Annotated in this window: 22 protein-coding genes; 7 read left to right on the top strand and 15 right to left on the bottom strand. The window is 73.8% G+C overall.

Annotated features, from left to right (window positions below):
• Window positions 1-43: 43 nt before the first annotated feature.
• From fabG to ACFY9E_RS38895, 4 genes are all read right to left on the bottom strand, one after another.
• The gene (gene fabG / locus ACFY9E_RS38910; protein ID WP_390993157.1) at window positions 44-847 is read right to left on the bottom strand and encodes a 3-oxoacyl-ACP reductase FabG; all 804 of its coding nucleotides are present in this window, start codon (window positions 845-847) and stop codon (window positions 44-46) included.
• Window positions 844-2583 (bottom strand): FAD-dependent oxidoreductase, encoded by a 1740-nt coding sequence (locus tag ACFY9E_RS38905; protein ID WP_390993154.1) that lies wholly within the window; start codon window positions 2581-2583, stop codon window positions 844-846. Before ACFY9E_RS38905 ends, fabG begins: the two co-directional genes overlap by 4 nt.
• Window positions 2580-2903 carry an antibiotic biosynthesis monooxygenase gene (locus tag ACFY9E_RS38900; RefSeq protein WP_390993151.1) on the bottom strand — a complete coding sequence of 108 codons (324 nt, stop codon included), beginning with the start codon at window positions 2901-2903 and terminating at the stop codon, window positions 2580-2582. The genes ACFY9E_RS38905 and ACFY9E_RS38900 overlap by 4 nt, the downstream gene beginning before the upstream one ends.
• A gap of 83 nt (window positions 2904-2986) precedes the next feature.
• Window positions 2987-4579: an AMP-binding protein gene (locus ACFY9E_RS38895; RefSeq protein WP_390993148.1), complete on the bottom strand. Its 1593-nt coding sequence runs from the start codon at window positions 4577-4579 to the stop codon at window positions 2987-2989.
• Window positions 4580-4770: 191 nt separating this feature from the next.
• Between ACFY9E_RS38895 and ACFY9E_RS38890 the strand changes: the two genes are divergently transcribed.
• Complete coding sequence (locus tag ACFY9E_RS38890; protein WP_390993145.1) at window positions 4771-5223, top strand: nuclear transport factor 2 family protein; 453 nt, start codon at window positions 4771-4773, stop codon at window positions 5221-5223.
• A gap of 16 nt (window positions 5224-5239) precedes the next feature.
• Here the strand turns inward: ACFY9E_RS38890 and ACFY9E_RS38885 are convergent, their stop codons facing one another.
• Complete coding sequence (locus ACFY9E_RS38885) at window positions 5240-6172, bottom strand: MBL fold metallo-hydrolase (RefSeq protein WP_390993143.1); 933 nt, start codon at window positions 6170-6172, stop codon at window positions 5240-5242.
• Between the two features lie 249 nt (window positions 6173-6421).
• Here ACFY9E_RS38885 and ACFY9E_RS38880 point away from each other — a divergent pair, with 249 nt between their 5' ends.
• Entirely contained in the window at window positions 6422-6640 is a 219-nt protein-coding gene (locus tag ACFY9E_RS38880) for a DUF6059 family protein (RefSeq protein ID WP_390993140.1), read from the top strand.
• Between the two features lie 133 nt (window positions 6641-6773).
• On the opposite strand, the gene ACFY9E_RS38875 is transcribed toward ACFY9E_RS38880, so the two are convergent.
• The 7 genes from ACFY9E_RS38875 to ACFY9E_RS38845 form a co-directional block, all read right to left on the bottom strand.
• On the bottom strand, window positions 6774-8234 hold the full coding sequence (locus tag ACFY9E_RS38875) for an FAD-binding protein (protein ID WP_390993137.1): 1461 nt from the start codon (window positions 8232-8234) through the stop codon (window positions 6774-6776).
• On the bottom strand, window positions 8218-9570 hold the full coding sequence (locus ACFY9E_RS38870) for an FAD-dependent monooxygenase (RefSeq protein WP_390993135.1): 1353 nt from the start codon (window positions 9568-9570) through the stop codon (window positions 8218-8220). The genes ACFY9E_RS38875 and ACFY9E_RS38870 overlap by 17 nt, the downstream gene beginning before the upstream one ends.
• Before the next feature lie 3 nt (window positions 9571-9573).
• Window positions 9574-9837 carry a phosphopantetheine-binding protein gene (locus tag ACFY9E_RS38865; protein WP_390993132.1) on the bottom strand — a complete coding sequence of 88 codons (264 nt, stop codon included), beginning with the start codon at window positions 9835-9837 and terminating at the stop codon, window positions 9574-9576.
• 64 nt (window positions 9838-9901) lie between these two features.
• Window positions 9902-11152 (bottom strand): beta-ketoacyl synthase N-terminal-like domain-containing protein, encoded by a 1251-nt coding sequence (locus ACFY9E_RS38860; protein ID WP_390993130.1) that lies wholly within the window; start codon window positions 11150-11152, stop codon window positions 9902-9904.
• On the bottom strand, window positions 11149-12414 hold the full coding sequence (locus ACFY9E_RS38855) for a beta-ketoacyl-ACP synthase II (protein WP_390993129.1): 1266 nt from the start codon (window positions 12412-12414) through the stop codon (window positions 11149-11151). The genes ACFY9E_RS38860 and ACFY9E_RS38855 overlap by 4 nt, the downstream gene beginning before the upstream one ends.
• Window positions 12415-12424: 10 nt before the next feature.
• Window positions 12425-13183, bottom strand: coding sequence for an alpha/beta fold hydrolase (locus ACFY9E_RS38850; protein WP_390993127.1), 759 nt, complete (start codon window positions 13181-13183; stop codon window positions 12425-12427).
• A gap of 83 nt (window positions 13184-13266) precedes the next feature.
• On the bottom strand, window positions 13267-14088 hold the full coding sequence (locus ACFY9E_RS38845) for a BTAD domain-containing putative transcriptional regulator (RefSeq protein WP_390993126.1): 822 nt from the start codon (window positions 14086-14088) through the stop codon (window positions 13267-13269).
• Between the two features lie 251 nt (window positions 14089-14339).
• Between ACFY9E_RS38845 and ACFY9E_RS38840 the strand changes: the two genes are divergently transcribed.
• The 5 genes from ACFY9E_RS38840 to ACFY9E_RS38820 all read left to right on the top strand — a co-directional run bounded on the left by ACFY9E_RS38840 (window position 14340) and on the right by ACFY9E_RS38820 (window position 18785).
• A complete protein-coding gene (locus tag ACFY9E_RS38840) occupies window positions 14340-14645 on the top strand; it encodes a phosphopantetheine-binding protein (RefSeq protein WP_390993125.1) in 306 nt (101 codons plus the stop codon).
• Between the two features lie 112 nt (window positions 14646-14757).
• Window positions 14758-15855, top strand: a complete 1098-nt coding sequence (locus ACFY9E_RS38835) for an LLM class flavin-dependent oxidoreductase (protein WP_390993123.1) — start codon at window positions 14758-14760, stop codon at window positions 15853-15855.
• A gap of 11 nt (window positions 15856-15866) precedes the next feature.
• Window positions 15867-16607 carry an alpha/beta fold hydrolase gene (locus tag ACFY9E_RS38830; protein ID WP_390993121.1) on the top strand — a complete coding sequence of 247 codons (741 nt, stop codon included), beginning with the start codon at window positions 15867-15869 and terminating at the stop codon, window positions 16605-16607.
• Window positions 16604-17752, top strand: coding sequence for an N-methyl-L-tryptophan oxidase (gene solA, locus ACFY9E_RS38825; RefSeq protein ID WP_390993120.1), 1149 nt, complete (start codon window positions 16604-16606; stop codon window positions 17750-17752). Before ACFY9E_RS38830 ends, solA begins: the two co-directional genes overlap by 4 nt.
• A 43-nt stretch (window positions 17753-17795) precedes the next feature.
• Window positions 17796-18785, top strand: coding sequence for a BTAD domain-containing putative transcriptional regulator (locus tag ACFY9E_RS38820; protein ID WP_390993118.1), 990 nt, complete (start codon window positions 17796-17798; stop codon window positions 18783-18785).
• 19 nt (window positions 18786-18804) lie between these two features.
• Here ACFY9E_RS38820 and ACFY9E_RS38815 read toward each other — a convergent pair whose 3' ends face one another.
• From ACFY9E_RS38815 to fabD, 3 genes are read right to left on the bottom strand one after another with little or no spacing between them, the layout of a single operon-like run.
• Complete coding sequence (locus ACFY9E_RS38815) at window positions 18805-19326, bottom strand: flavin reductase (RefSeq protein ID WP_390993115.1); 522 nt, start codon at window positions 19324-19326, stop codon at window positions 18805-18807.
• Window positions 19323-20177: a 4'-phosphopantetheinyl transferase superfamily protein gene (locus ACFY9E_RS38810; RefSeq protein WP_390993112.1), complete on the bottom strand. Its 855-nt coding sequence runs from the start codon at window positions 20175-20177 to the stop codon at window positions 19323-19325. The genes ACFY9E_RS38815 and ACFY9E_RS38810 overlap by 4 nt, the downstream gene beginning before the upstream one ends.
• Complete coding sequence (gene fabD / locus ACFY9E_RS38805) at window positions 20174-21076, bottom strand: ACP S-malonyltransferase (protein ID WP_390993109.1); 903 nt, start codon at window positions 21074-21076, stop codon at window positions 20174-20176. Before fabD ends, ACFY9E_RS38810 begins: the two co-directional genes overlap by 4 nt.
• Between the last annotated feature and the right edge of the window lie 2 nt (window positions 21077-21078).

Genomic DNA, 21078 nt, shown 5'->3' with positions numbered 1-21078 from the left:
CGTTCCTCACTTCCTGGTCAGGAGGCCGCCCCGGGCCGGGCGGTCAGAAGTTGCCGAGGCCACCGCAGACGTTGAGCGCCTGCGCGGTGATGGATGCGGCGTGCTCGGTCGTCAGGTATCCGACGAGACCGGCGACCTCCTGCGGGGTGGAGTAGCGGCCGAGCGGGATCTTCGCCTCGAACTGCTCCTGCACCTGTTCCTCGGTGGTGCCCCAGGCGTCGGCGTAGCCCCGGCGGACCCGTTCGGCCATGGGCGTCTCGACATAGCCGGGACAGACCGCGTTGACGGTGACGCCGGTGGGGGCGAGTTCCTTGCCCAGTGCCTTGGTGAAGCCGACGACTCCGTGCTTGGAGGCGGAGTACGGGGCACCGAGCAGGACGCCCTGCTTGCCGGCCGTCGAGGCGATGTTGATCACCCGGCCGCCCCGGGCGTCCGCCAGGCCGCCGTTGCGGAGCGCCTCGCGGGTGAGCAGGAAGACGCTGTCGAGGTTGGTGGCGATGACGTCGTGCCACAGCTCGTCGGAGATGCCGACGGTGGGGCCGCCACCGCTGCGTCCGGCGTTGTTGACGAGGACGCTGATCGGGCCGAACGCGTCGACGGCGGCCCGGACCAGCGCCGTCACCGATGCGGCGGAGCGCACGTCGGCTGCGGTGCCCGCCACCTCCAGCCCTTCCGCGCGCAGGTCCCGGACCGTCCGCTCGACCTCCTCGGCGGTCCGCGCGCAGATGAAGACGCGGTGGCCGCGGGCGCCAAGTTCGCGGGCGACGGCCAGCCCGATGCCGCTCGTCGCGCCCGTGACCAGGGCGACCGGCTTCGTGGACGACGGTGAAGACGAGGGTGACGTCATCGTGCGCTCTCCCTTTCCATGGCACCGGTAGTGGTCTCGACCGTGTCCTGAACGGCTCGACGGCCACCGGAGGGGCGCTGGAGTGACGCCGCAGGACCATCGGCCGCCCGGTACACGGGGGCGATGGCCCGGGCGAGCGCGCCCCGGGTCAGGAAGTCGCCGCGTGCGGCCAGGTAGCCGTCGGGCCGCACCAGCGCCCAGGCACCCGCCGCGAAGCCCAGTGCGGCGCACAGCGCGCCGTCCGGGTCGGGCAGCGGCGCGGGGCCGGCGCCGCTGCCGCCGACGGAACGCACGGACAGCCAGGCGCCGTGGGCGTCGGCGGCTTCCTGAGCCGCGCGGACGGGGGCGCCCGCCGCGTCGTGGCCACCGGGGGCGACGAGCAGGGTCCAGCGCACGTCGCGCAGTTCGCGCACCAGGGCGTCGCTGACGGTGGCGGCGCCGGCCACCCGTTCGCCGGGCGCGGGCACGGAGGCGCGGCGCGGCACCATGACGGGAGAGGCGATCGGAGCGGCGATGGGCACGGGCTCGGGTCCGCCGCCGGTGGTCAGGGGTGAAGCGGCGTAGTCCAGGCGCAGTCCCGACATGCCGCCCAGGACCTTGCGCTGGATGGCGCGGCGCAGCGCGGGCACCTTGCGCACGACGGAGAAGACGAGCGGCAGGGCCACTGTGGCGAGGGCGTTCTTGAACTGGACCAGGGCGGTCGCGGTGCGGGTCGAACCGAGCAGCGCCCGGCCGACGGGGACGCGTTCCAGCCCGTACGTGTCGAGCAGCTGCCGTTGCGCGTACCCCTGCTGGACGGCGGCCAGCTTCCAGGCCAGGTTGTACGCCTCCTGGATGCCGGTGTTCATGCCCTGACCGGAGGCCGGACTGTGCACATGGGCGGCGTCCCCGGCGACGAACACCCGGCCCTCGTGCATCCGTGGCACCATGCGCTGCTGGAACGTGAACACGGACGCCCACTCGGGTTCGCCCACTCGCACGTCCGTGCCGAGCCCCCGGGTGAGTTTGGCGGTGAACCGGTCCGCCGCCCCGGTCGCGCCGGACGCCCCGGGGGCCGTGTCGAGCAGCCGCCAGCGCCCCTCGCGGGCGTAGGGGACCATCATCAGGGCCTGGCCCCCCGTGTGGACCCAGTAGATGCTGTCGGGCGGCAGGTCCGTGCGGACGGGGGCGTCGGCGAGCATCCAGGTGTCGCGGCTCTCGCCGAGCAGCGGCAGGCCGAGGGTCTTGCGCACGGTGCTGTGGCCGCCGTCGCAGCCGACGAGCCAGGGCACCTCGCAGTGTTCCTCGGTGCCGTCGGCGTGCCGCAGCCGCACGCGGACACCGGTCGCGTCCTGCTCGAACCCGGTCAGGCGGACGCCCCATTCGACGTCGGTGCCCAGCCGCGTGACGGCGGCGCGCAGCACGGCCTCGGTGCGAGTCTGCTCGATGATGACGCTGTAGGGGTGGCGGGTCGGCATCGACCGGTAGTCGGCCTCGAGACGCACCAGGCGGCGCCCGGCGGCGTACATGGTGAACGCCTGGTTGCGGCGGCCGTGCCGCAGGATGCCGTCGACCGTGCCCATCTGGTCGAACGTCTCCAGGGTGCGCGGATGGACGGCAACGGCGCGGCTGGTGCGCGAGGGGCCGGCCGCGGCGTCGACGAGGCGGACACGCAGACCGCGGCGGGCGAGTTCGTGGGCGGCGGTCAGGCCGACGGGTCCGGCGCCGACGACGAGGACCTCGGCACCGGGGCTCATCGCAGGCCCGCCGCGGCCGGCTCGGCGCGGGCGCCGCTGCGCTCGGGCAACGTCTCGTACAGGCCGGGGTCGGGGGTCGCCAGCTGCCGGAGGCCGCCGACGAGCTCCCGGAAGGCCGGGCTCGTGACGGCGGCGCGGTGGGCTGCGGCGTCCTGCCACTGGGCGAGTTCGAGGAACACCGGCTCGCTGCCGACCAGGCGCAGCGTCTGGTGGCCGACGTAACCGGGCTGGGCGCTCATGTAGGCCGTGACGCGGTCCTTGGCGGCGAGGAACTCCTCGACGTCGCCGTGGACGGTCAGTTTGTTCACGAACGTCACCATGATGGGGCCTCCAGTCGGGTGGTGAGGGGTGGGTCGGCGGCGGGAAACGGACGGCGGCGGGACGAGGCGGGGCGGCGGGTGGTTCAGGCCGCGGCCGCGGGCTGTGCGCCGGAGCGCAAGCGGCGTCGCAGTACCTGCCGTTCGGGCTTCCCGGTGGGGGTGCGGGGCACGGCGTCCAGGGCCTCGATCGTGCGGATGCGCTCGAACGGTGCGAGGCGCCGGTTGGCGTGCGCGGCGATCGAGTCGAGAACGGGGTCCGGCGTTCCGGCGGGTGGGTCACGCAGGACGACGCCCGCCCACACGGTGGCGCCGTGCACCGCGTCCGGCCGGCCGACGACCACGCACTCGGCGACCCTCGGGTCGTCTTCGACGATCCGCTCGACCGTGCTCGGCGACACGAGCTCGTTGTCGTGCTTGAAGACGTCGCCGAGCCGGTCCACCAGGAACAGGCGGCCATCCTCGTCGAGGTAGCCGACGTCCCCGGTGGAGAACCAGCCGTCGGCGTCGATCGGGGACGGCCCGTCGTCGTCCAGGTACCCGGCCATGACCTGCGGGCCGCGCACCTGCACCTCCCCGGTGGACCGCACTCCGAGGGGCGCTCGTGAGCCGAGGTCCACGACGCGGCATGCGGTGCCGGGCAGTGCCTGGCCGACGGAGCCGCTCACCGGCAGGTCGCCGGGGCGCTGGGTGTGCGAGAGCGGGGAGAGTTCGGCGAGGCCGTAACCCTGGACGACGGGGACGCCGAGGGCTCGGTGCAGGCGGCGGGCAGCCGCGGGAGCCAGTGCGGTGCCCCCGGACAGGACCGCTGTCAGCCGCGGGCCCGCGGGGACGCCCTCGCGGGCGGTGGCCAGCCGCGGGTCGTCGGCCAGCCGGTGCAGCCGGGCGGGCAGCCCGTAGTAATGGGTGGCGCCGGCGCGCTCGGCCACGGCGAGCGAGGCCACCGGGTCCGGGTCGCGGCACAGGATCTGTGAAGCACCCGCGCACACCGCCGAGTTGAGGTGCATCACGTGAAACAGCGGCAGGTGGTTGAGGGTGACCGAGCCGGAGCCGAGGCGATGGGCCCGGGCGATCTGGTGGGCGTTGGCGACGAGGTTGCGGTGAGTGAGCCGGACGCCTTTGGGGCGTCCGGTCGTGCCCGTCGTGAACTGCAGGCACGCCACCGCACCGGGCTCGGGCCCGTCCCCGGCCGCGTACGGCAGGTCGGGCACGCCGTCGAGCGCCGCGTGCAGGGGCACGGCGTCGGCGGGGACCGTGCCGTCGTCGGCGTCGGTGACGACGACCGTGCGCAGCGCAGGCAGCCGGTCGCGCAGCTTCGTCAGCTGCTCGGCGGTGGCCCTCGGCACCAGGGCGATCTCGACGCGGGCGGTGGCGCAGACGTGGTGCAGCGCGTTGTCGTTCAGCAGCGGGTTGATCAGCGCGACGGTGCCGCCGGCGCGGCTCGCGCCGTAGTAGGCGGCGGGGAAGACCGTGTCGAGGGTGTTGGCCACGCCGATCACCGCGCCCCGGCGGCCCGCCGCCCGTGCGAGGAAGGAGGCGATCCGGTCGGCGCGGGCGTCGAGCTGCCCGTAGGTGACGGTGTCCCGCTCGGTCGTGAGGGCGGCTGCTCGGGGGGCGCGTGCGGCCGCGCGACGCAGGAGTCCGTCCAGTGGCAGTTCCGGGTACGTGAAGCGCGGCACGGCGAGCGGCCCCCTTCGACGGGCTGACGGGCTGACGGGCCGGCGGGTTGGCCGGCTGTCACCCACCACGCTCGGCGCCGGGGCTTGAGGGATGTTCGAAAGCCGCTCGATCCCGGCCACAGATGCTGACCGGACCCGCCGGAGCGCGGCACCGCACAGCACGGTGCGGCTCCTCACCGAACGGAGTGGCCATGACCACGCAGCTCGAAACCGCCCCGCACGGCGCCGCGTTCGCCGCCCTGTACGCGCAGGTGCAGCAGTTCTACGCGCACCAGATGCAGCTCCTGGACCGCCACGCCTCGCGGGAGTGGGCGGCCACCTTCACCGAGGACGCGCTGTTCGACGTGCCGACACTGCCGCAGCCGGTGCGCGGTCGTGCCGAGCTGGCCGCCGCCGGCCGGGGCGCCGCGGCGCGGCTGGCCGAGGCGGGCGAGCGGCATCGTCACTTCATGGGCATGTTCGACGTTGTCGAGCGGCCGGACGGCGCCCTGGACGTACGCTCGTACACCACCGTCTACGCCTCGGCCGTCGGCGGCGCCTCCCGGGTGCACCGGGTGTGTGTGTGCGAAGACGTGCTGGTGCGGGACGCCGACGGGCAGTTGCTCGTGGCGACGCGCAAGGTCACCCGCGACGACCTCGTGTGAGCCGCGGCGTTCCGGTTCAGGCCAGACAGCAGGGCGGCCCGCCGTTGAACTCGATCATCTCGCCGAGTGCGGCCTGCCGCTCGGGCATCGGCAGCGGGGCGTCGGCGGGCAGCCCCTGCAGTTCGGCGTACGCGCGGCGGAGGTTCGGGGCGAGCCGCTCCGGGTCCAGTAGGTCCGCGTAGGGCCCCAGATGTGCGCCGTGCGCGGCCTCGACGGGGGTCAGGCCGGCCCGGAGACCGTCCTCGGCGAGGCACTGCACCAGCCGTAGATAGCCGTCGACGGCGTCGAACAGCTCGGGGCCGCCGACCGGGCCGTGGCCGGGTACGACGGTGGTGGCGCCGAATCGGCGCAGCGCTCGCAGCGCCGTACGGGACCCGGCGATCGACCCCATGAGGCAGAAGGGTGTCACGCCGTTCATCACCAGGTCGCCGGTGAACAGGACCCGCTGCTCGGGCAGCCAGACCACGGTGTCGTTCGAGGTGTGGGCGGGGCCGACGTGGGCCAGTTCGGCGCGGAGGGCGCCGACGTGCAGGCTGAGGCCGTCGCGGTAGGTCACGGTGGGCGGCGCGAGCCTGATGTCGCCCCAGGCCACGTCCGGCCACAGGCCCGTCAGGTGCAGCCCGGCGGCCAGCATCTCGGTACGGGTGCGCTCATGGCCGATCACGACGGCTTCGGGGAAGACGAAGTTGCCGAAGGCGTGGTCGCCGTGGAAGTGCGTGGTGACGATGGTGCGCGGCGGAGCCGGGTTCAGCTCGAGCGCGGTGGCGCGCAGATGGCGGGCCCGGACCTCGGTCGCGGTGGTGTCGACGAGAGCACTCTCGCCGGCGGAGACGAGCAGGCCCGCGTTGTTGAGGCACCAGCCGCCGGGCGGCTGGAGATAGGCGTACACGCCTGCGGCGATCTCGGTCGCCCGGCCGGCCGGGGCAGGGCGGGTGGGACTGGGGCGCACGGCCGGTCTCCTCACGAAGTTCTCCTCTGTCGAGGGTGTCGGGATTTCTGGGAACGCCTCGCGGCGCGGTGGGCGAGCCCGGTGATGCCCTCCTGCTGGAGGTGCTCGGGCTTTCGGAGGGTGGCCGGAGCGCGTGCCGGGCGTCGCGACGGGCGACGGCGCCCGCCGCGGCACCAGCGGGTCTCGACCGGACGTCGACTGATTCCGGAGACCGTTGCGGACGACCGGTTCACCGAACGAGGGAGCCACATGAGCCAGCGCCGCCGATGGCCGGCTCGCCTGCTGCGGCAGGCGTGGTCCGGGCTCGTCGCCATGGGCACCGTCTACCTGGCCGGCGAGACGAGCCGCCCGCACACACCGGACGCGCCCATCGCCGGGCCGCCCGCGGGCCATCCGGAGCGGCTGTGCCCCGACGTGCCGCTGACCCGCCTGGAGCGGACACTGCTGCGGGAGCTGGGCGAGCGCTGACCCGTGGGCGTGCTCCCCCGGAAGCGTCCCGCGGATCGTGACATCGCGCCCGGCTCGCCCGGGTTCGTCCCGACCGGCATGGCAGGCGGTCCCCGACGAGCCGGGCGGCCGGAGCGAGGTGTGCAGGGCGCTTCTAGGCCGGGCGGATGCCGAGCCCCTGCCGGAACATGCCGCGCGGGTCCCACTTCGCCTTGACGCGTTGCAGGCGGCGGTAGTTGTGCTTGTGGTAGAGGCGGTGCCAGGGCACGCCCGAGGTGTTCCACGCCGGGTCGGCGAGGTCGGTGTCCGGGTGGTCGGCGCAGCAGCCGTCGCTGCCGCCCTCGCCCGGCACGGGCACACCGCCCGTCGAGGCGAACACGTCCCGGTACAAGCGGCGCAGCCGGTCGAGAGGGCCGGCGTCGACGGACGGGTCCTGCCAGGTGACCGTGAAGGCGGCGTCCAGGACGGAGTCGCGGTGGGAGCCGGCGGTGGCGTAGGTGGGCAGCGTGTTGGCACGGCCGCCGAAGGACCGGAGGGTCACGGACAGCGTTCCCGAGCCGCCGGCCGCGTCCAGATGGGTGCGGAGGGCGTCGGTCTGCTCGTCGGTGAGGCCGCGCCGCAGATAGGCCGACTTGGTCCGGTGGCGGCTGCTGCCGGTGTCCTGCGGCGCGGTCGCCGCGGTCAGCCACGGCGCGGTGGTCGTGTCGCTGACGAGGGCGGTGGCCGCGACCCCGGCGGTGAGGTCGTCGACGTAGCGGCGCAGCATGCCGTGGGCGTCGGGCAGCGTGGCGTCGAGGTGCGTGCTGACGATCGCGCTGTGGCCGGGGTCCTTCTGCGCGTGCCGGCCGGACAGGACGAGGCTGCTGTGGAGTGCGGCGTACGGGGAGTGGGCGCCGCTGTTGCGCTCGTGCCACAGCCCGTGGTTGCGCACGAGCCGGCGGAACGCCGCCCGGTCCATGCCGGCGCGGGGGAACATCACCGCGTTGGACAGCAGGGTGCCGGGCGGGCGCGGCAGCAGTGTCGTGGGGTCGGTGCCGGTGGCGTCCGGGGAACGGAACCAGCAGCGGGTGACCACCCCGAAGTTGCCGCCACCACCGGTGTGGGCCCACCACAGGTCGCGGTGCGGGTCGTTGCGCTCGCGGGTGGCCACCACCGCGCGGGCGTGCCCGAAGAGGTCGACGACCACGACCTCGATCGCGTGGAGGTGGTCGGCGGCCAGGCCGAAGGAGCGGGTGAGGGCGCCATGGCCGCCGGCCGTCACGTGCCCGCCGATGACCGCGTCGGCGTCGGCGCCGCCCGGCAGGGTGACCCCCCAGCCCTCGTACAGCGTCCGGTACACGTCCGTCAGGCGCGCGCCGGCCTCGACCATGAAGGCGCGCCGGGCCGGATCGTGGGCGACGGCGGTCATCGCGCTCAGGTCGATGACGGCACGGGCCTCCGGGTCCGCGACGGGGTTCTCCTGGCGCCGGCCGGCGCGGACCTCGACGCGCTGCCGCCGGCGTGCGGCGTCGGCCACGGCCCGGACGACCTCCTCGGTCGTGGTGGGGGGAGGGAACACGGCGCCGGGTGTCGTGGGGTGGCCGACGCGGCGTCGAAGGCTAGGAGCGGTGGTCATCGTGCACCTTTCTCGCATGTGTCGCATGAGGCGCGTGGCTCGCGGGGCAGGCGGCACCCGCGTCGAGGAGGACGGGCTCGGCGATGGGGTGCGTGAACAGGTCCGTCCGTACGTGGACGGGTGAGCGGCCGTATGCCACCTCGGCGGTGATGCGCGCGCCGATCGGGGTCCGGGTGACCAGTTTCGCGGCGCCGGCCCGGGCCAGCGTCGCGGCGCGTCCGGCGGTCCCGAAGAACGCCCTGGCCTGGAGGCGCTGGGCGCGGGTCACCGCGTCGGCGGCCGGGGCGCGCAGCTCCTGGAAGCGGGTGAGGCGGGCGCGGGACACGTCGCCGGACCGCAGCGCCGCCACGAGGACGGGGTGCAGGACGGCCGCGTCCTGCAACGCGAGGTTGATGCCCTGGGCGCCGAGGGGCCCGTGGGTGTGCGCGCTGTCCCCGATGAGCACGAGCCCGTCACGGGCCCACTGCGGGGCCCGGGCGGCGAACACGTCGAGCAGTTTCAGATCGGCCCGGCTGGTCAGGTGCTCGGCGATGAGGTCGGCGAACTGGGGTACGGCCGCGGCGAGCCGGTCCTTGACGGCGCTGATGCCGCGGCCGGCGACGGCGGGCCAGGAGCGGTGCGGCAGCGTCCATCCGACGCGGATCCGGTCGGGGTGGGTGTCATGGACGAGGACGGCCGTACCGGCCGCGCGGTGGATGCGCACCCGCCCGGTCGCCCGGCCGGGGGCGGGCAGCGAGAACCACACCACGTCCTGGTCGAAGGCCTCGGTGCGTCCGGCGTCGATGCCGGCGAGCGCGCGGGTCCGGGAGAACCGCCCGTCGGCGGCGACGACCACCCGGGCGCGCACGGCGAGCCGGCTTCCGTCCGGTCCGCTCGCCACCGCCCCCGTGTACCGGCCGTGTTCCTCGGTCAGCGCCGAGACCCGGTGCCCGTCCCGGTAGGTGAAGCCGGGCAGTCCCCGGCAGGCCGCGAGCAGAGTCTCCAGCAGGTGCCGCTGGGGCAGCGCCAGGAGACGGTCGTACGGGGCGGAAAGCCGCCGGTAGTCGATGTCGAGCAGGAGGCGGTCGCCCTCCAGCACCTGGAAGCCGTGCAGGGTGCGGTCCCCGCGGGCGCGGGCGGCGGCCAGCACCCCGAGTTCGTCCAGGATCCGCTGGCCGCCGGGTTGCAGGATCTCGCCGTGGAACTCGCGTGCGAAACGGGTCGACTTCTCCAGGAGCGTGACGCGTACGCCGGAGCGCAGCAGCATCAGGCTCAGGGCGAGACCGGCCGGGCCCGCGCCGACGACACAGACGTCGGTGGTGGCGGTGGCGGTCGGGGCGTCGTCCTGCCCGGTCATGCCTCAGCCCACGGTCCTGGCCGCAAGGGCCCGGTTGACCAGGGCGAGGAAGTCGCGCGGGGTCTCGGCCTCGTCGAGCCCCTCCTCGTCCAGGGTGGTGCCGTGGTCACGCTCGATGCGTCCGGTGGTCTGCAGGAGCGCGAGCGAGTCGTAGCCGAGTTCCATGAAGGGGACGTCGAGAACGTCGCCGTCCAGGTCGACGCCCTCCTCCTCGCCCGCGCACTCGCGCAGCAGGGTCCTCAGATCACTCAGTTCCAGGCGGTCCATGGCCTCTCCCTTTCGGTTTCTCGAGCGGCGGTACGGGGGCGTTCCACAACGGGGGGCCGCGCGGTCAGGCGGCGCCGACGACGGCTGCCGAGTTGAAGCCGCCCCGTCCGCGTGCCAGGACCAGCGCGTGCCGCAGCCGTATTCCGGTGCGGGGGACGGTGACCAGGTCGACGGGGCAGTCGGCGGCGGGCCGCACGGTGCCGGTGGTCGGTGGGATCACCTGGTCGCGCACGGCGAACAGGGCGGCCGCCAGGTCGAGCGAGGCGCCGCCGGCCAGCAGGCGGCCGGTCATCGACTTGGGAGCGGTGACGGGGACGCCGTACGGGCCGAACACCTCGGCGAGGGCGGCCGCCTCGGCTCGGTCGGCATCGCGGGCGCCCGCCGCGTCGGCGAACACGACGTCGATCTCGTCTGGCCGCACGCCCGCGTCGGCGAGCGCGAGCCGGGCGGCATCGGCGAGGCGGGGGGTGCCGGGGCCGTCGAAGGTGGCGGCGTATCCGGCGACGGTGCCGTACGGGCAGGCGCCGCGCGCGCGGGCGAGCGCGGCGTCCTCCAGGACGAACAGGGCCCCGCCTTCGCCGACGACGTGCCCCGACGCCTCGGCGGCGAACGGCAGATAGGCGGTGGCCGGGTCCTCGACCGTGCTCAGGCCGCCGCCGGCCAGGTGCGCGGTCCAGCCCCAGGGGCACAGCCCCGAGTCGACGCCGCCGGTGACCATGACCTGCGCGCCCTTGCGGAGCTGGCGGCGGGCGTGGGCGACGGCGTCGAGACCGCCGGCCTGTTCGGACACCACGACTCCGCTGGCGCCGCGCAGCCCGTGCCGGATGGAGATCTGGCCGCTGTTGACGGCGTAGAACCAGGCGAAGGACTGGTAGGCGCTGACGTACCGGCCGCCCTTGCTCCACAGCGCTTCCAGCTCGCGCTGGCCGAACTCGAAGCCGCCCGCCGAGCTGGCGGTGACCACGCCGGCGCCGTAGCCGGGCAGGTCGGCCGGATCCGTTCCGGAGTCGTCGAGGGCCTCTTTGGCGGCGACCAGGGACAGCCTGGTGACCCGGTCGGTCTGCGACAGCAGCCGGCTGGGCAGATGGTCCTCGTCCACGAATCCGGGCACCTCGCCGGCGATACGCACCGGGTAGCCGGAGGTGTCGAAGCGGGTGAGGCGGCGGATCCCGCTCTCGCCGCGCAGTACGGCGGCCCACCAGGCCTGGGCGCCCAGACCGTTGGGGGCCGCCACGCCGACGCCGGTGACGACGGGCGCCCTGCCGGACGGCGCGAGGGCCCGGGCGGCCGGGCGTTCCAGGGTGGCCGTGCTCATGCTGCCTCCTTCAGTCGCGGCCGGGTCAGGACGACGGCGCTCTGGAAGCCGCCGAACCCGCTGCCCACGCTGAGCACCGTGTCGGTGCGCTGCCGGCGTGCGATGAGCGGGGTGTAGTCGAGGTCGCAGGCCGGGTCGGCCTCGTGGAGGTTCGCCGTCGGCGGCACGGTGTCGTGTTCGATGGCGAGGGCGCTCGCGGCGACTTCCAGGGCTCCGATGGCGCCGAGCGAGTGCCCGATCATCGACTTGATCGAGCTGATCGGAGTCCGGTACGCGTGGTCGCCGAGGGAGCGTTTGAACGCGGCGGTCTCGTGCCGGTCGTTCTGCTTGGTGCCGGAGCCGTGGGCGTTGACGTAGTCGACGTCGGTGGGGTTCAGGCGTGCCTCGTCGAGCGCGGCCCGGATGGCCTCGGCCATCTCCTCGCCGTCGGAGCGCAGTCCGGTCATGTGGTACGCGTTGGAACGCCCGGCGAATCCGGCGATCTCCGCGTACACATGGGCGCCGCGTCGGCGGGCGCTCTCGAACTCCTCCAGCACGACAAGGGCCGCCCCCTCGCCGAGGACGAACCCGTTGCGGGTGCGGTCGAAGGGGCGCGAGGCGGTCGCCGGGTCGTCGTTGCGGGGGCTGGTCGCCTTGATGGCGTCGAAGCAGGCCACGGTGATCGGGGAGATCGGGGCCTCGGTGGCCCCGGTGATCATGACGTCGGCGCTGCCCTCGCGGATCAGGTCGACGGCGTGTCCGATGGAGTCCAGGCCGGAGGTGCAGCCGGTGGAGACGAGCGAGACGGGACCCTGCGCGCCGGTGGCGCGAGCCACTTCGGCGGCCATGGAGCTGGGCACGAAGTAGTCGAAGAGGTGGCCGACGGCCTTGGTGTGGTCGACCTCCCACCTGGTGCCGTTGTCGCTGACCACTCCGTACTCGCTGTCGAGCCCGGTGGTGCAGCCGACCGCGCTGCCGAGGGTGACACCGGTGCGGACCGGATCCAGGCCGGGCTCGATGCCCGCGTCGGCGACCGCTTCGCGGGCGCAGGTCAGGGCGAACAGCGCGGCCCGGTCCAGGCGGGCGGCCTCACCGGGGGTGAACCCATGGGCGGCCGGGTCGAAGTCGGCCTCGGCGGCGATGCGCGAGCGGAACGCGGAGGCGTCGAACAGGGTGATGCCGCGGGTGGCCGTGCGGCCCGCGGTCAGCATCTCCCAGAACGCGCCGGTGCCCACGCCGCCCGGGGCGACGACCCCGATGCCGGTGATGACGACCCGTCTCATCGGTAGCCCCTCACAGTTGTCCTCCAGCAGGTTCGGGTACGAGCGCGATGCGGCGTGCCACGCGGCAGGCGCGCCCGATGAGCCGGGGCAGCTCGGGACCGCGTACGAAGAAGTGGTCGCCCGGCACGGTGCGGCGCACGCAGCGGGCGCTGGTCCAGCGCTGCCAGCCGTCGAGTGCCCGCGGCCCGACCACGGGGTCGTGGCTGCCGCCCACGGCGAGCACGGGGACCGGCAGCCGGCCCCGGGCGCCGTCCTCCATGGCGGCGGCCCGCAGCGCGCGTGCCAGCTTGAGGTCGTCCCGCAGGACGGGCAGGACCGCGCGGTGCCAGACGCTGTTCCTCTCGGCGAGCGCCCCGTCCGGCGCGGAGCCGATGTCACTGACGAAGCCCAGCAGTTGGTCGTCGGTGATGTCGTCCGTCGCGGCGGCGGGCGCGACGGTGTGCGGGGCCGGGGAGCCGCCGACGGCCAGCAGCCGCGGGCCGGGCAGACCCGCGTCGAGCAGGGCCCGGGCGAGCGTGTAGGCGACCATGCCGCCCAGGCTGTGCCCGTAGAACACGTACGGGCCGTCAAAGGCGGCGTCGGCGATCCCGCCCAGCAGGTCGTCCAGCAGCTCGTCGCGTCCGGTGGGGCGCGGCTCACGCCGCCGGGCCTCACGCCCGGGGAGCAGCACGGGGACGACGTCGACGCCGGGCCCGCAGCGCTGCGGCCAGCGGCCGAAGCTCGACACCCCCGCACCGGCGTGCGCGAAGCAGTACAGCCTTACGTCCATGACACCCGAGCCTCGCCGACCTCTCTGGAGAACGGCTCGAACCCGCCACCGGGAGGCTTCGCGGCGGGCACCGGGCGGCCCCCTCAGGCGGCGTACAGGTCGAAGGTGGAGGAGCGGCGCGGCCCGCACGGGATGTCGAGTTGCGGGTCGACGGCGAGCATCGCCTGGTGCAGGCGCTGGAGCTGGGGCGCGGGCTCGACGCCGAGTTCCTCGATGAGGCGGCACCGCAGCCGGTGGTAGACGTCGAGCGCCGTGGCCTGCCGGCCGGAGCGGTACAGCGCGACCATCGCCTGCGAGTGCAACCCCTCGTGCTGGGGGTGACGGGCGATCAGGTCGGTGAGTTCGGCGATGACCTCGACATGGCGGCCCAACCGCAGATCCGCGTCGATGCGGCGCTCACGGGTGACGAGCCGGCTCTCCTCCAGGCGCATCACCTCGATCGTCAGGATGGGCCCGACGCGCACGTCGACCAGCGCGGGGCCCTCCCACAGGCCGAGCGCCTTGCGGTAGGCCAAGGCTGCCCTGTCGTCCTCGCCCTCGTCGGAGGCCTGCTGCCCCTCGGCCACGAGACGCTCGTACTCGTGCACGTCGACGGCCTCGGAGGGGATCTGCAGCAGGTAGCCGCCGTGCCGGGTGGCCAGGACGTCCTTGGCGGCGCCCGGCACGCCCGGACCCATGGCCGTGCCCAGCCTGCGGCGCAGTTGGAGGATGTACGTCTGCAGCGTGGTGAGCGCGCTCTGCGGCAGTTCGGTGCCCCAGATCTCCTCCATGAGCGTGGGAACGGGCACGACCCGCCCCGGGTAGAGCGCGAGCAGTGCGAGGATCTGCCGTGGCTTGCCCGCCGTCGGAACGATCGACATCCCGTTGACGTCGGCACTCAGCGGACCCAGAACCCGAATTTTCATGGTCTCCTCCGTACCGGTATCCGATGAGCGTCGATATTGCGCCGCGGAACGTATGCCTGTCCCGTCCTCACAACCGTGGAACGAGACGAACCGTAGCCGCCCTCGACCTTTCACGGCGGCATCCTCCAGCCGCCTTCGAGCAGTTCTCCACGCACTGCTTCCTGACACGGCACTGACGCGCACCTGACCCTTTCCAAGAGAACACCGACTTTGCCTTCAACAGGATCCGCAATGCCATTATTTTCCCTTCCATGGATACCCGTGAAAAGCATGATGTGCCGGCGGGCGCCGATCCGCTGACGCAGCAGCTGCTGCGTCAGATGGTGGCCCGCGCCATGCAGCTCGACCCGTCCGAACTCCCCGGTGACGAGGATGACCTGGTCGACCACGGCTTGGACTCGATCCGCACGATGCAGCTGATCTCCGCATGGCACCGGCGCGGTATCGAGGTCGGCTTCCCCGAGCTGATGGCCCGGCCCACGCTCGGCCACTGGTGGGAACTGATGTCGCGTGCCGACGGCCCGCACGGCCTCGAGGCGGCGCACAAAGCCCCTTGAGAAGCACTCGCGTCCGCCCCGCGATCGCTCCCGCTCCGCTTAAGGTCCGATAGCCGAAGAGCTTTCCATGGTTTTCCGGGAAGCCGGAAACGGATCACCAGACGGAGCCCCCATGAAATTCGGCGTGAACTTCTTCCCGGTCATCGACCCGGCGAAGAAGAGTGCGAGCACCTACTACGACGAAAGCCTCCGGCTGGTCGAGCTGGCCGAGGCGCTAGATTTTGAACATGTCCAGACCGTCGAGCACTACGGCTCCCCGTACGGCGGTTACAGCCCCGATCCGGTCGTGTTCCTGACCGCCGCCGCGGCCCGCACCAGCCGTATACGACTGGTCACCGGTGCCGTCATCGCGTCGTTCGCGCACCCCGTCCAGACGGCGGCGCGCCTCGCGCTTCTCGACAACCTCTCGCACGGCCGCCTCGACGTCGGTTTCGGCCGCGGCTTCCTGCCCGACGAGTTCGACCTGTTCGGCGTGTCCATGGAGCAAAGCCGCACCCGCTTCACCGAAGTGGTCGAGGCGTGCGTCGCCCTGTGGAGCGGTGAGGAGGTCCGCTTCGAGGGTGAGGCGCACCGGTTCGGCCCGGTGACGGGTTTCCCCCTGCCCTACCAGCGCCCCCACCCGCCGGTGTTCGTCGCGTCGGCGACCAGCGCCGAGTCCTGTGCGCTGGCCGGCACCCGGGGACACCACCTCCAGGTCGTGCCCTCGGTGACCAGCCGTGAGCAGCTCACGGAGATGACCGCCGCCTATCGCGCCGCGCGCCGCGCCGCGGGCCACGAGGGCCCGGGCCGCATCCAGATCAAGTACACCTGCTATCTGGGCGAGGACCGGGAGGTGGTCCTCGCGGACGCCCGGGCCAACGAGCGCAACTACGTCGAGATGATGGCGGACGCCGTCGCCTCCTGGGCGGACGCGCGCTCCGCGCAGTACCCGGGCTATGAGAGGTTCGCGGACAAGGCGCGCGCCTACGACTTCGACACCGCGCTCGCCGACCACAAGGTGCTGGCCGGGACGCCCGACGAGGTGCGCGCGCAGATCGGGACGATCCGCGGCTGGTACGGCCCGGACATCTGCCTGAGCCTGCAGTTCAATCCCGGACACATGCCCTACGAGCGCGCCGAGCGCGCCATGGAACTGTTCGCCGCCGAGGTCGCCCCCGCCTTCGCCGACACCCACGACGGCGCGGCCGAGCCCGCCGCCGTGGCCGCGTGACGGGGGCCGGCATGCACGGCACGCACCAGCCCCTGCGCCTGTACGTCTTCCATCACGCGGGCGGATCCCATCTGCTGTACCGCGACTGGCCCGGCCTGCTGCCCGCGCACTGGGACGTCCGGCTCATGGACGCGCCCGGACGGGGCCGGCTCACGGGCGAACCCCAGATCGACGACGCCCGGGAGCTGGCCGGCTTCTTCCTGCGCCGGCTGGCCGCCGACGGGCCCGGCCCGTTCGCCTTCTTCGGTCACAGCATGGGCGCGCTCGTCGCCTACGAGATGGCCCAGCGCCTCGCCGCCGAGGGCCGCGAACTGCCCCTATGGCTGGGTCTGTCGGCGCGCGGCGCGCCCCGCCCGCAGGGCGAGGCCACCCGCCGCCACGCACTGCCCGACGAGGAACTGCGCCTGCATCTGGCGGCGATGGGCGGCACGCCCGTGGAAGTGCTCCGGGACGCGGATTTGTGGGAGATGTTCTCCCCCGCGATCCGCAACGACCTGAAACTGGTGGAGAGCTGGCGCCCGCTGCCGGGCACCCCGGCGCTGACGATGCCGGTCGCGGTGTACGGCGGCACGCGGGACGTGGTCGTGGGGCCTGAGCGCCTCGCGGCCTGGGAGCAGTTCGCCGAACACTTCCAGGGGCTGCGGATGTCCGAGGGCGGGCATTTCTACTTCCAGGCCGACCCGCGCCCGCTGCTCGACCTGATCCAGAGGGACGCGACGGCCGCCCTGTCGGCGGCGGTGAGTCCGTGGTGAGCGGACCGGACGCGGACATAGCCGTCGTCGGTCTCGGTGCCTGGGGGGCGAGCGCTCTGTGGCAGCTGGCCCGGCGCGGCATCCGCGCGATCGGCGTCGAGCGCTACGGCCCGGCCAACATCAACGGTTCCTCGTACGGTGAGAGCCGGATGTTCCGCACGGCGTGCCTGGAGCACCCCGGTCTGGTGCCCCTCGCGCAGCGCTCGCGCGCACTGTGGCGGCAGCTGGAGCAGGAGAGCGGCACCCGGCTGCTCGAGCCGACCGGCGCGATGCTGATCGGTCCCGAGGACGGCCGGATCGTGGGCGGCGCGCTGCGGGCGGCCCGGGAACACGGCCTGGACATCGAGGTGGTGGACCGCGACGCGCTGCGCCGCCGCTGTCCGGCGCACGAGGACCTGTCACCCGGCCACCTCGCGGTGATCGAGCCCGCGGGCGGCCTGACGCTGCCGGAGGCGACGATCCGGGCGGCGCTCGGCGCGGCCCGGGCCGCGGGCGCGCGGGTCATCACCGACACGCGGGTCACGGCGCTGGAGACCGAGAGGTCGCGGGTTGCGGTGCATACGGCGGCGGGCCGCGTCCTGCACGTCGGGCAGGTCGTGGTGACGGCGGGGCCGTGGCTGGACCAGCTGGTGCCCGGCCTGCCGCTGGAGGTCGTCCGCATGCCCACCACGTGGTTCACGCCCGAGGCGCCGCACGAGCGGTTCACGCTGCGGCGGCTGCCCGTGTTCATGCGGGAACTGGACGGCGGGGACGTGCTGTGGGGTCACGGCACGCTGCCGGGCGGCACCGAGGTGAAACTGGGCCTGGAGGACGGCGGCAAGCACTTCAGGGTCGTGGACCCCGAAAGCCTGGACCGCTCCGTCTCGCCGGCCGACTGGTCGGTGCTCACGCGCCGGCTGGCGCAGGCGGTGCCGGGCGTGGGCCGGGAGCCGTCGCGGGCCATCGCGAACATCTACGCACGCACGCCCGACGGCCAGTTCGTCATCGGCAGGCCCCGCGGCAACCCGCGCCTGGTCGTCGCGGGCGGTTGCAGCAGCCACGGATTCAAGCACGCCACGGGCATCGGGGAGGTGCTGGCCGACCTCGTTCAGGGCAAGGAGCCGGTGTTCCCCCTGGGCTTCACCGATCCCGACCGGTTCGAGTGACGCGCGGCGTGACGCGCGAGGAAGATACGAGGGAGAGATGCAGATGCAGTTCCGCATTCTCGGTCCCGTGGAGATCCAGGACGAGCGCACCGGTCTGAGGATCCTTCCGACGGGCGCCAAGCAACGCGCCCTGCTGGGCGCGCTCGTGGTGAAGTCCGGGCACGTCGTGTCGGTGCACCGGCTGATCGACGAGCTGTGGGGGGAACACCCGCCCACCAACGCGACGAACGCGCTGCAGGCGCACGTGGCCCGGCTGCGCCGCCTGCTGCCGGTGCCGGAACCGGGGTCGGGCGAGCCGCACCACGAGTGGATCGTGACGCGCTCGCTCGGCTACGTCCTGCGCCTGGGACGGAGCACGACGGACGCGGACCGGTTCAACGAGCTGGCCACGCGGGGCCGGGCCGCCGCCGCGGAGGACCCGCAGCAGGCGACCGAACTGCTGCGCGGCGCCCTGGCCTTGTGGCGGGGCCCGGCGCTGGAGGGCAGTGTGCGCGGAGACATCTGCGCGGCCGAGGCGGCGCAGCTGGAGGAGAACCGGCTGACCGCTCTGGAGACCCTGTACGACGCGAGTCTGCGCGCGGCCCGGCACGACGAGATCATCGGCGAGCTGGAGGAACTGACCACCGATCACCCGATGCGGGAGCGGTTCTACGACCTGCTGATGGTGGCGCTCTACCGGTGCGGGCGGCAGGGGGAGGCGCTCAGCGTGTACGACCGGGCCCGCAAGCGCCTGGTGCACGAACTGGGGGTGGAGCCGGGGCCGGCGCTGCGCGGCCGGATGAACGCGATCCTCCAGCACGACCCGGGCCTGGCGGCGCCGGGGGTGGTCGACCAGGTGGCCTCGGTGCACCCGATACCACCGCCGGCCCGTCCGCCGGGGCCGGCCGGTCGCGCCGGGCCCGACGCGACCGTACTGAGCCTGAGCGGGGAGATCGCCCAGCTGCACCATCGCATCGAGCGGCTCTCCCTGGAGCAGGAGGAGCTGATGCGCCGGTTCGACCGGCTGGTCGCGCACCCCGCGGCGGGCCTGTAGGCACGCTGCGGCGCCCGGCTCAGCCCCGGTGCTCGCGCGCGGTGTGGAAGCCGCGCCGGTACCAGAGCAGCGGAGCGGTCGCCTCGGGGCCGTGCCGGAACTCGACCGGGGTGCCGAGCACCAGGTCGTGGTCGCCGGCGCGGACGATCCGCGCCGTGCGGCAGCGGACGAGCAGCGCCGCGTCCGGCAGACACGGCGTGCCGGAGCCCTCCCACGGCGCGAACCCGCCGCCCGCGAACCGGTCGACGTCCTGGGCCGCGAAGCGCCGCGCGAGGTGCCGGTGCTGCTCGCCGAGCACGTTGACCACGAACTCCGGTGCGGTCGTCAGCGTCGCGTGGCAGCTGGAGGTCAGCGCCACACCCGCCATGATCAGCGGCGGGTCCAGCGAGACGGAGACGACCGAGCTGGCCGTGAATCCGCGCCGGCGTCCGTCCGGGTCGAGAGCGGTGACCACGCTGACCGGCGCGGCCAGCAGGGCCATCGCGTCCCGGAAGGTCTGCGCGGCGAGCTCGGGGCGGGTCTTCTCCTCGACTGCTGTCATACGAACTCCTTGATCGTGGGTCGGCCGGCGCGCGGGGGCAGTGCGCGGTGCGGCCGGGGCAGCGGGATGTCGCGAGGCGCGGCGCGGCCCCAGGGAAAACCGTCGTGCACCTCGATCCGCCGGGGTCCGGCACCGTCCGGCCGCCGCTCCACGGCGAGGGACACCAGGACCTGCGGTCGCGGCGCGAGTTCGGTGAAGCACCAGCGGTCCGCGCTGTCGCCGTCCGGCGGGCGGAACCCCACCACGCCCTGCTCCTCGTCCAGCTCGAAGGCGAACGAGTCGAACGGCAGCCCGAGGCCGAGCCCGCGGGCCTTGGCGTAGGCCTCCTTCAAGGTCCAAAGCCGCAGCGTGGCCCGGTCGCGCCGGCCGCCCGCCGTGAGGCCGGCGAGGTAGGAGCGCTCCTCCGGGGCGAAGGACTCCACGATCCAGTCGAAGCCGCGCTCGCCACCCCGGTCGAGGCGCTCGATGTCGATGCCGACGCGGCAGTCGCGGGTGACGGCGACGACGTTGAAGCCGTGGGCGTGCGAGAGGTTGAAGTCCAGCTCGCGCCCGCCGCCGGGCAGACCGCCGGGCGGCGTCTGGAGGAACGGGCGGCCGCGTGAGGACCGCCAGAGGACGGCCTCGGCCTCCGGAATGCCGGTCTCCAGGGACAGCACGCGGCGGACCAGGCAGTGGGCGACGAGGTACTGCCGCCGGTCCCGGTCGAAGAGGAACCGTCCGGCGGTCTCCCGCTCGTGCTCGTCCAGCCAGTGCCGGGCGAGCAGGGTGCTGGTCGCCTCGTCCAGGCCCTCGTTGGGACAGAACCAGATGCCCACCGTGTCCTGCCCGCCGTCGGGGTGCACAGCGCTCATCGGGCGCCCGCCCCGGTCAGCACCCGGTCCCGGCCCTGGTCCCGCTCCCGGCGGATCTGCCGCAGCAGGCCGGTGAGCACCTTGCCGGTGCCGATCTCGGTGAACTCGGGCTCGGGCCCGTACGTGCCGTCGAGGATCGACTCCACGGTCTCGTACCAGCGCACCGGCTGGTGGATCTGCTGGAGGAGGGTCGCGCCGAGGTGGTCCGGCACGTAGGGGCGGGCGGTGGCGTTGGCGATCACCGGGAACGCCAGTGGCCCGAAGGAGGTCGCCCGCACCAGGGGCTCCAGGCGCTCGGCGGCCGGGGCCATGTAGCGCGAGTGGAAGGGGCCGCTGACGTCGAGCCGTCGAACCATGCGGGCTCCCGCGTCCTCCAGGATCGGTCCCACCTCGGCCAGGTCGCCGGCCGGCCCGGCGAGCACGGTCTGCCCGGGGGTGTTGAGGTTGGCCAGGTCCAGGGAGCCGAACCCGGCGCGCAGCAGCAGGAAGCGCAGCCGGGTCTCGGGCAGGCCGATGACGGCGCTCATGCCGCCGCCGGTGACGTCCGCCATCGCCGCGGCCCGTGCGGCGACGAGCCGCAGCCCGTCGGCGAAGCCGAACGCGCCCGCCGCGTGCAGGGCGTTGTACTCGCCCAGGCTGTGGCCGACGGCGAGGTCCGCCCGGTCGCCCCCTTCCTCCAGGTGGGCGCGGTAGGCCAGGGCGCTCACGACGAAGAGGGCGGGCTGGGTGTAGCGGGTGTTGCCGAGCTGTCCCCCGGGGTCCTCCAGGCAGAGCCGGCGCAGGCTGTAACCGAGGACGTCGTCGGCCTCCTGCACCAGGTGGGGGAAGCGTGCGAACAGGTCCCGGCCCATGCCGACGCTCTGGGCGCCCTGGCCGGGGAACATGAGGATCCGCGTCATGG

It is taken from the genome of Streptomyces sp. NPDC012466, assembly GCF_042955215.1.
In the GTDB taxonomy this organism is placed as follows: Bacteria; Actinomycetota; Actinomycetes; order Streptomycetales; family Streptomycetaceae; genus Streptomyces.
This window is presented reverse-complemented; position numbering and strand designations above follow the sequence as displayed.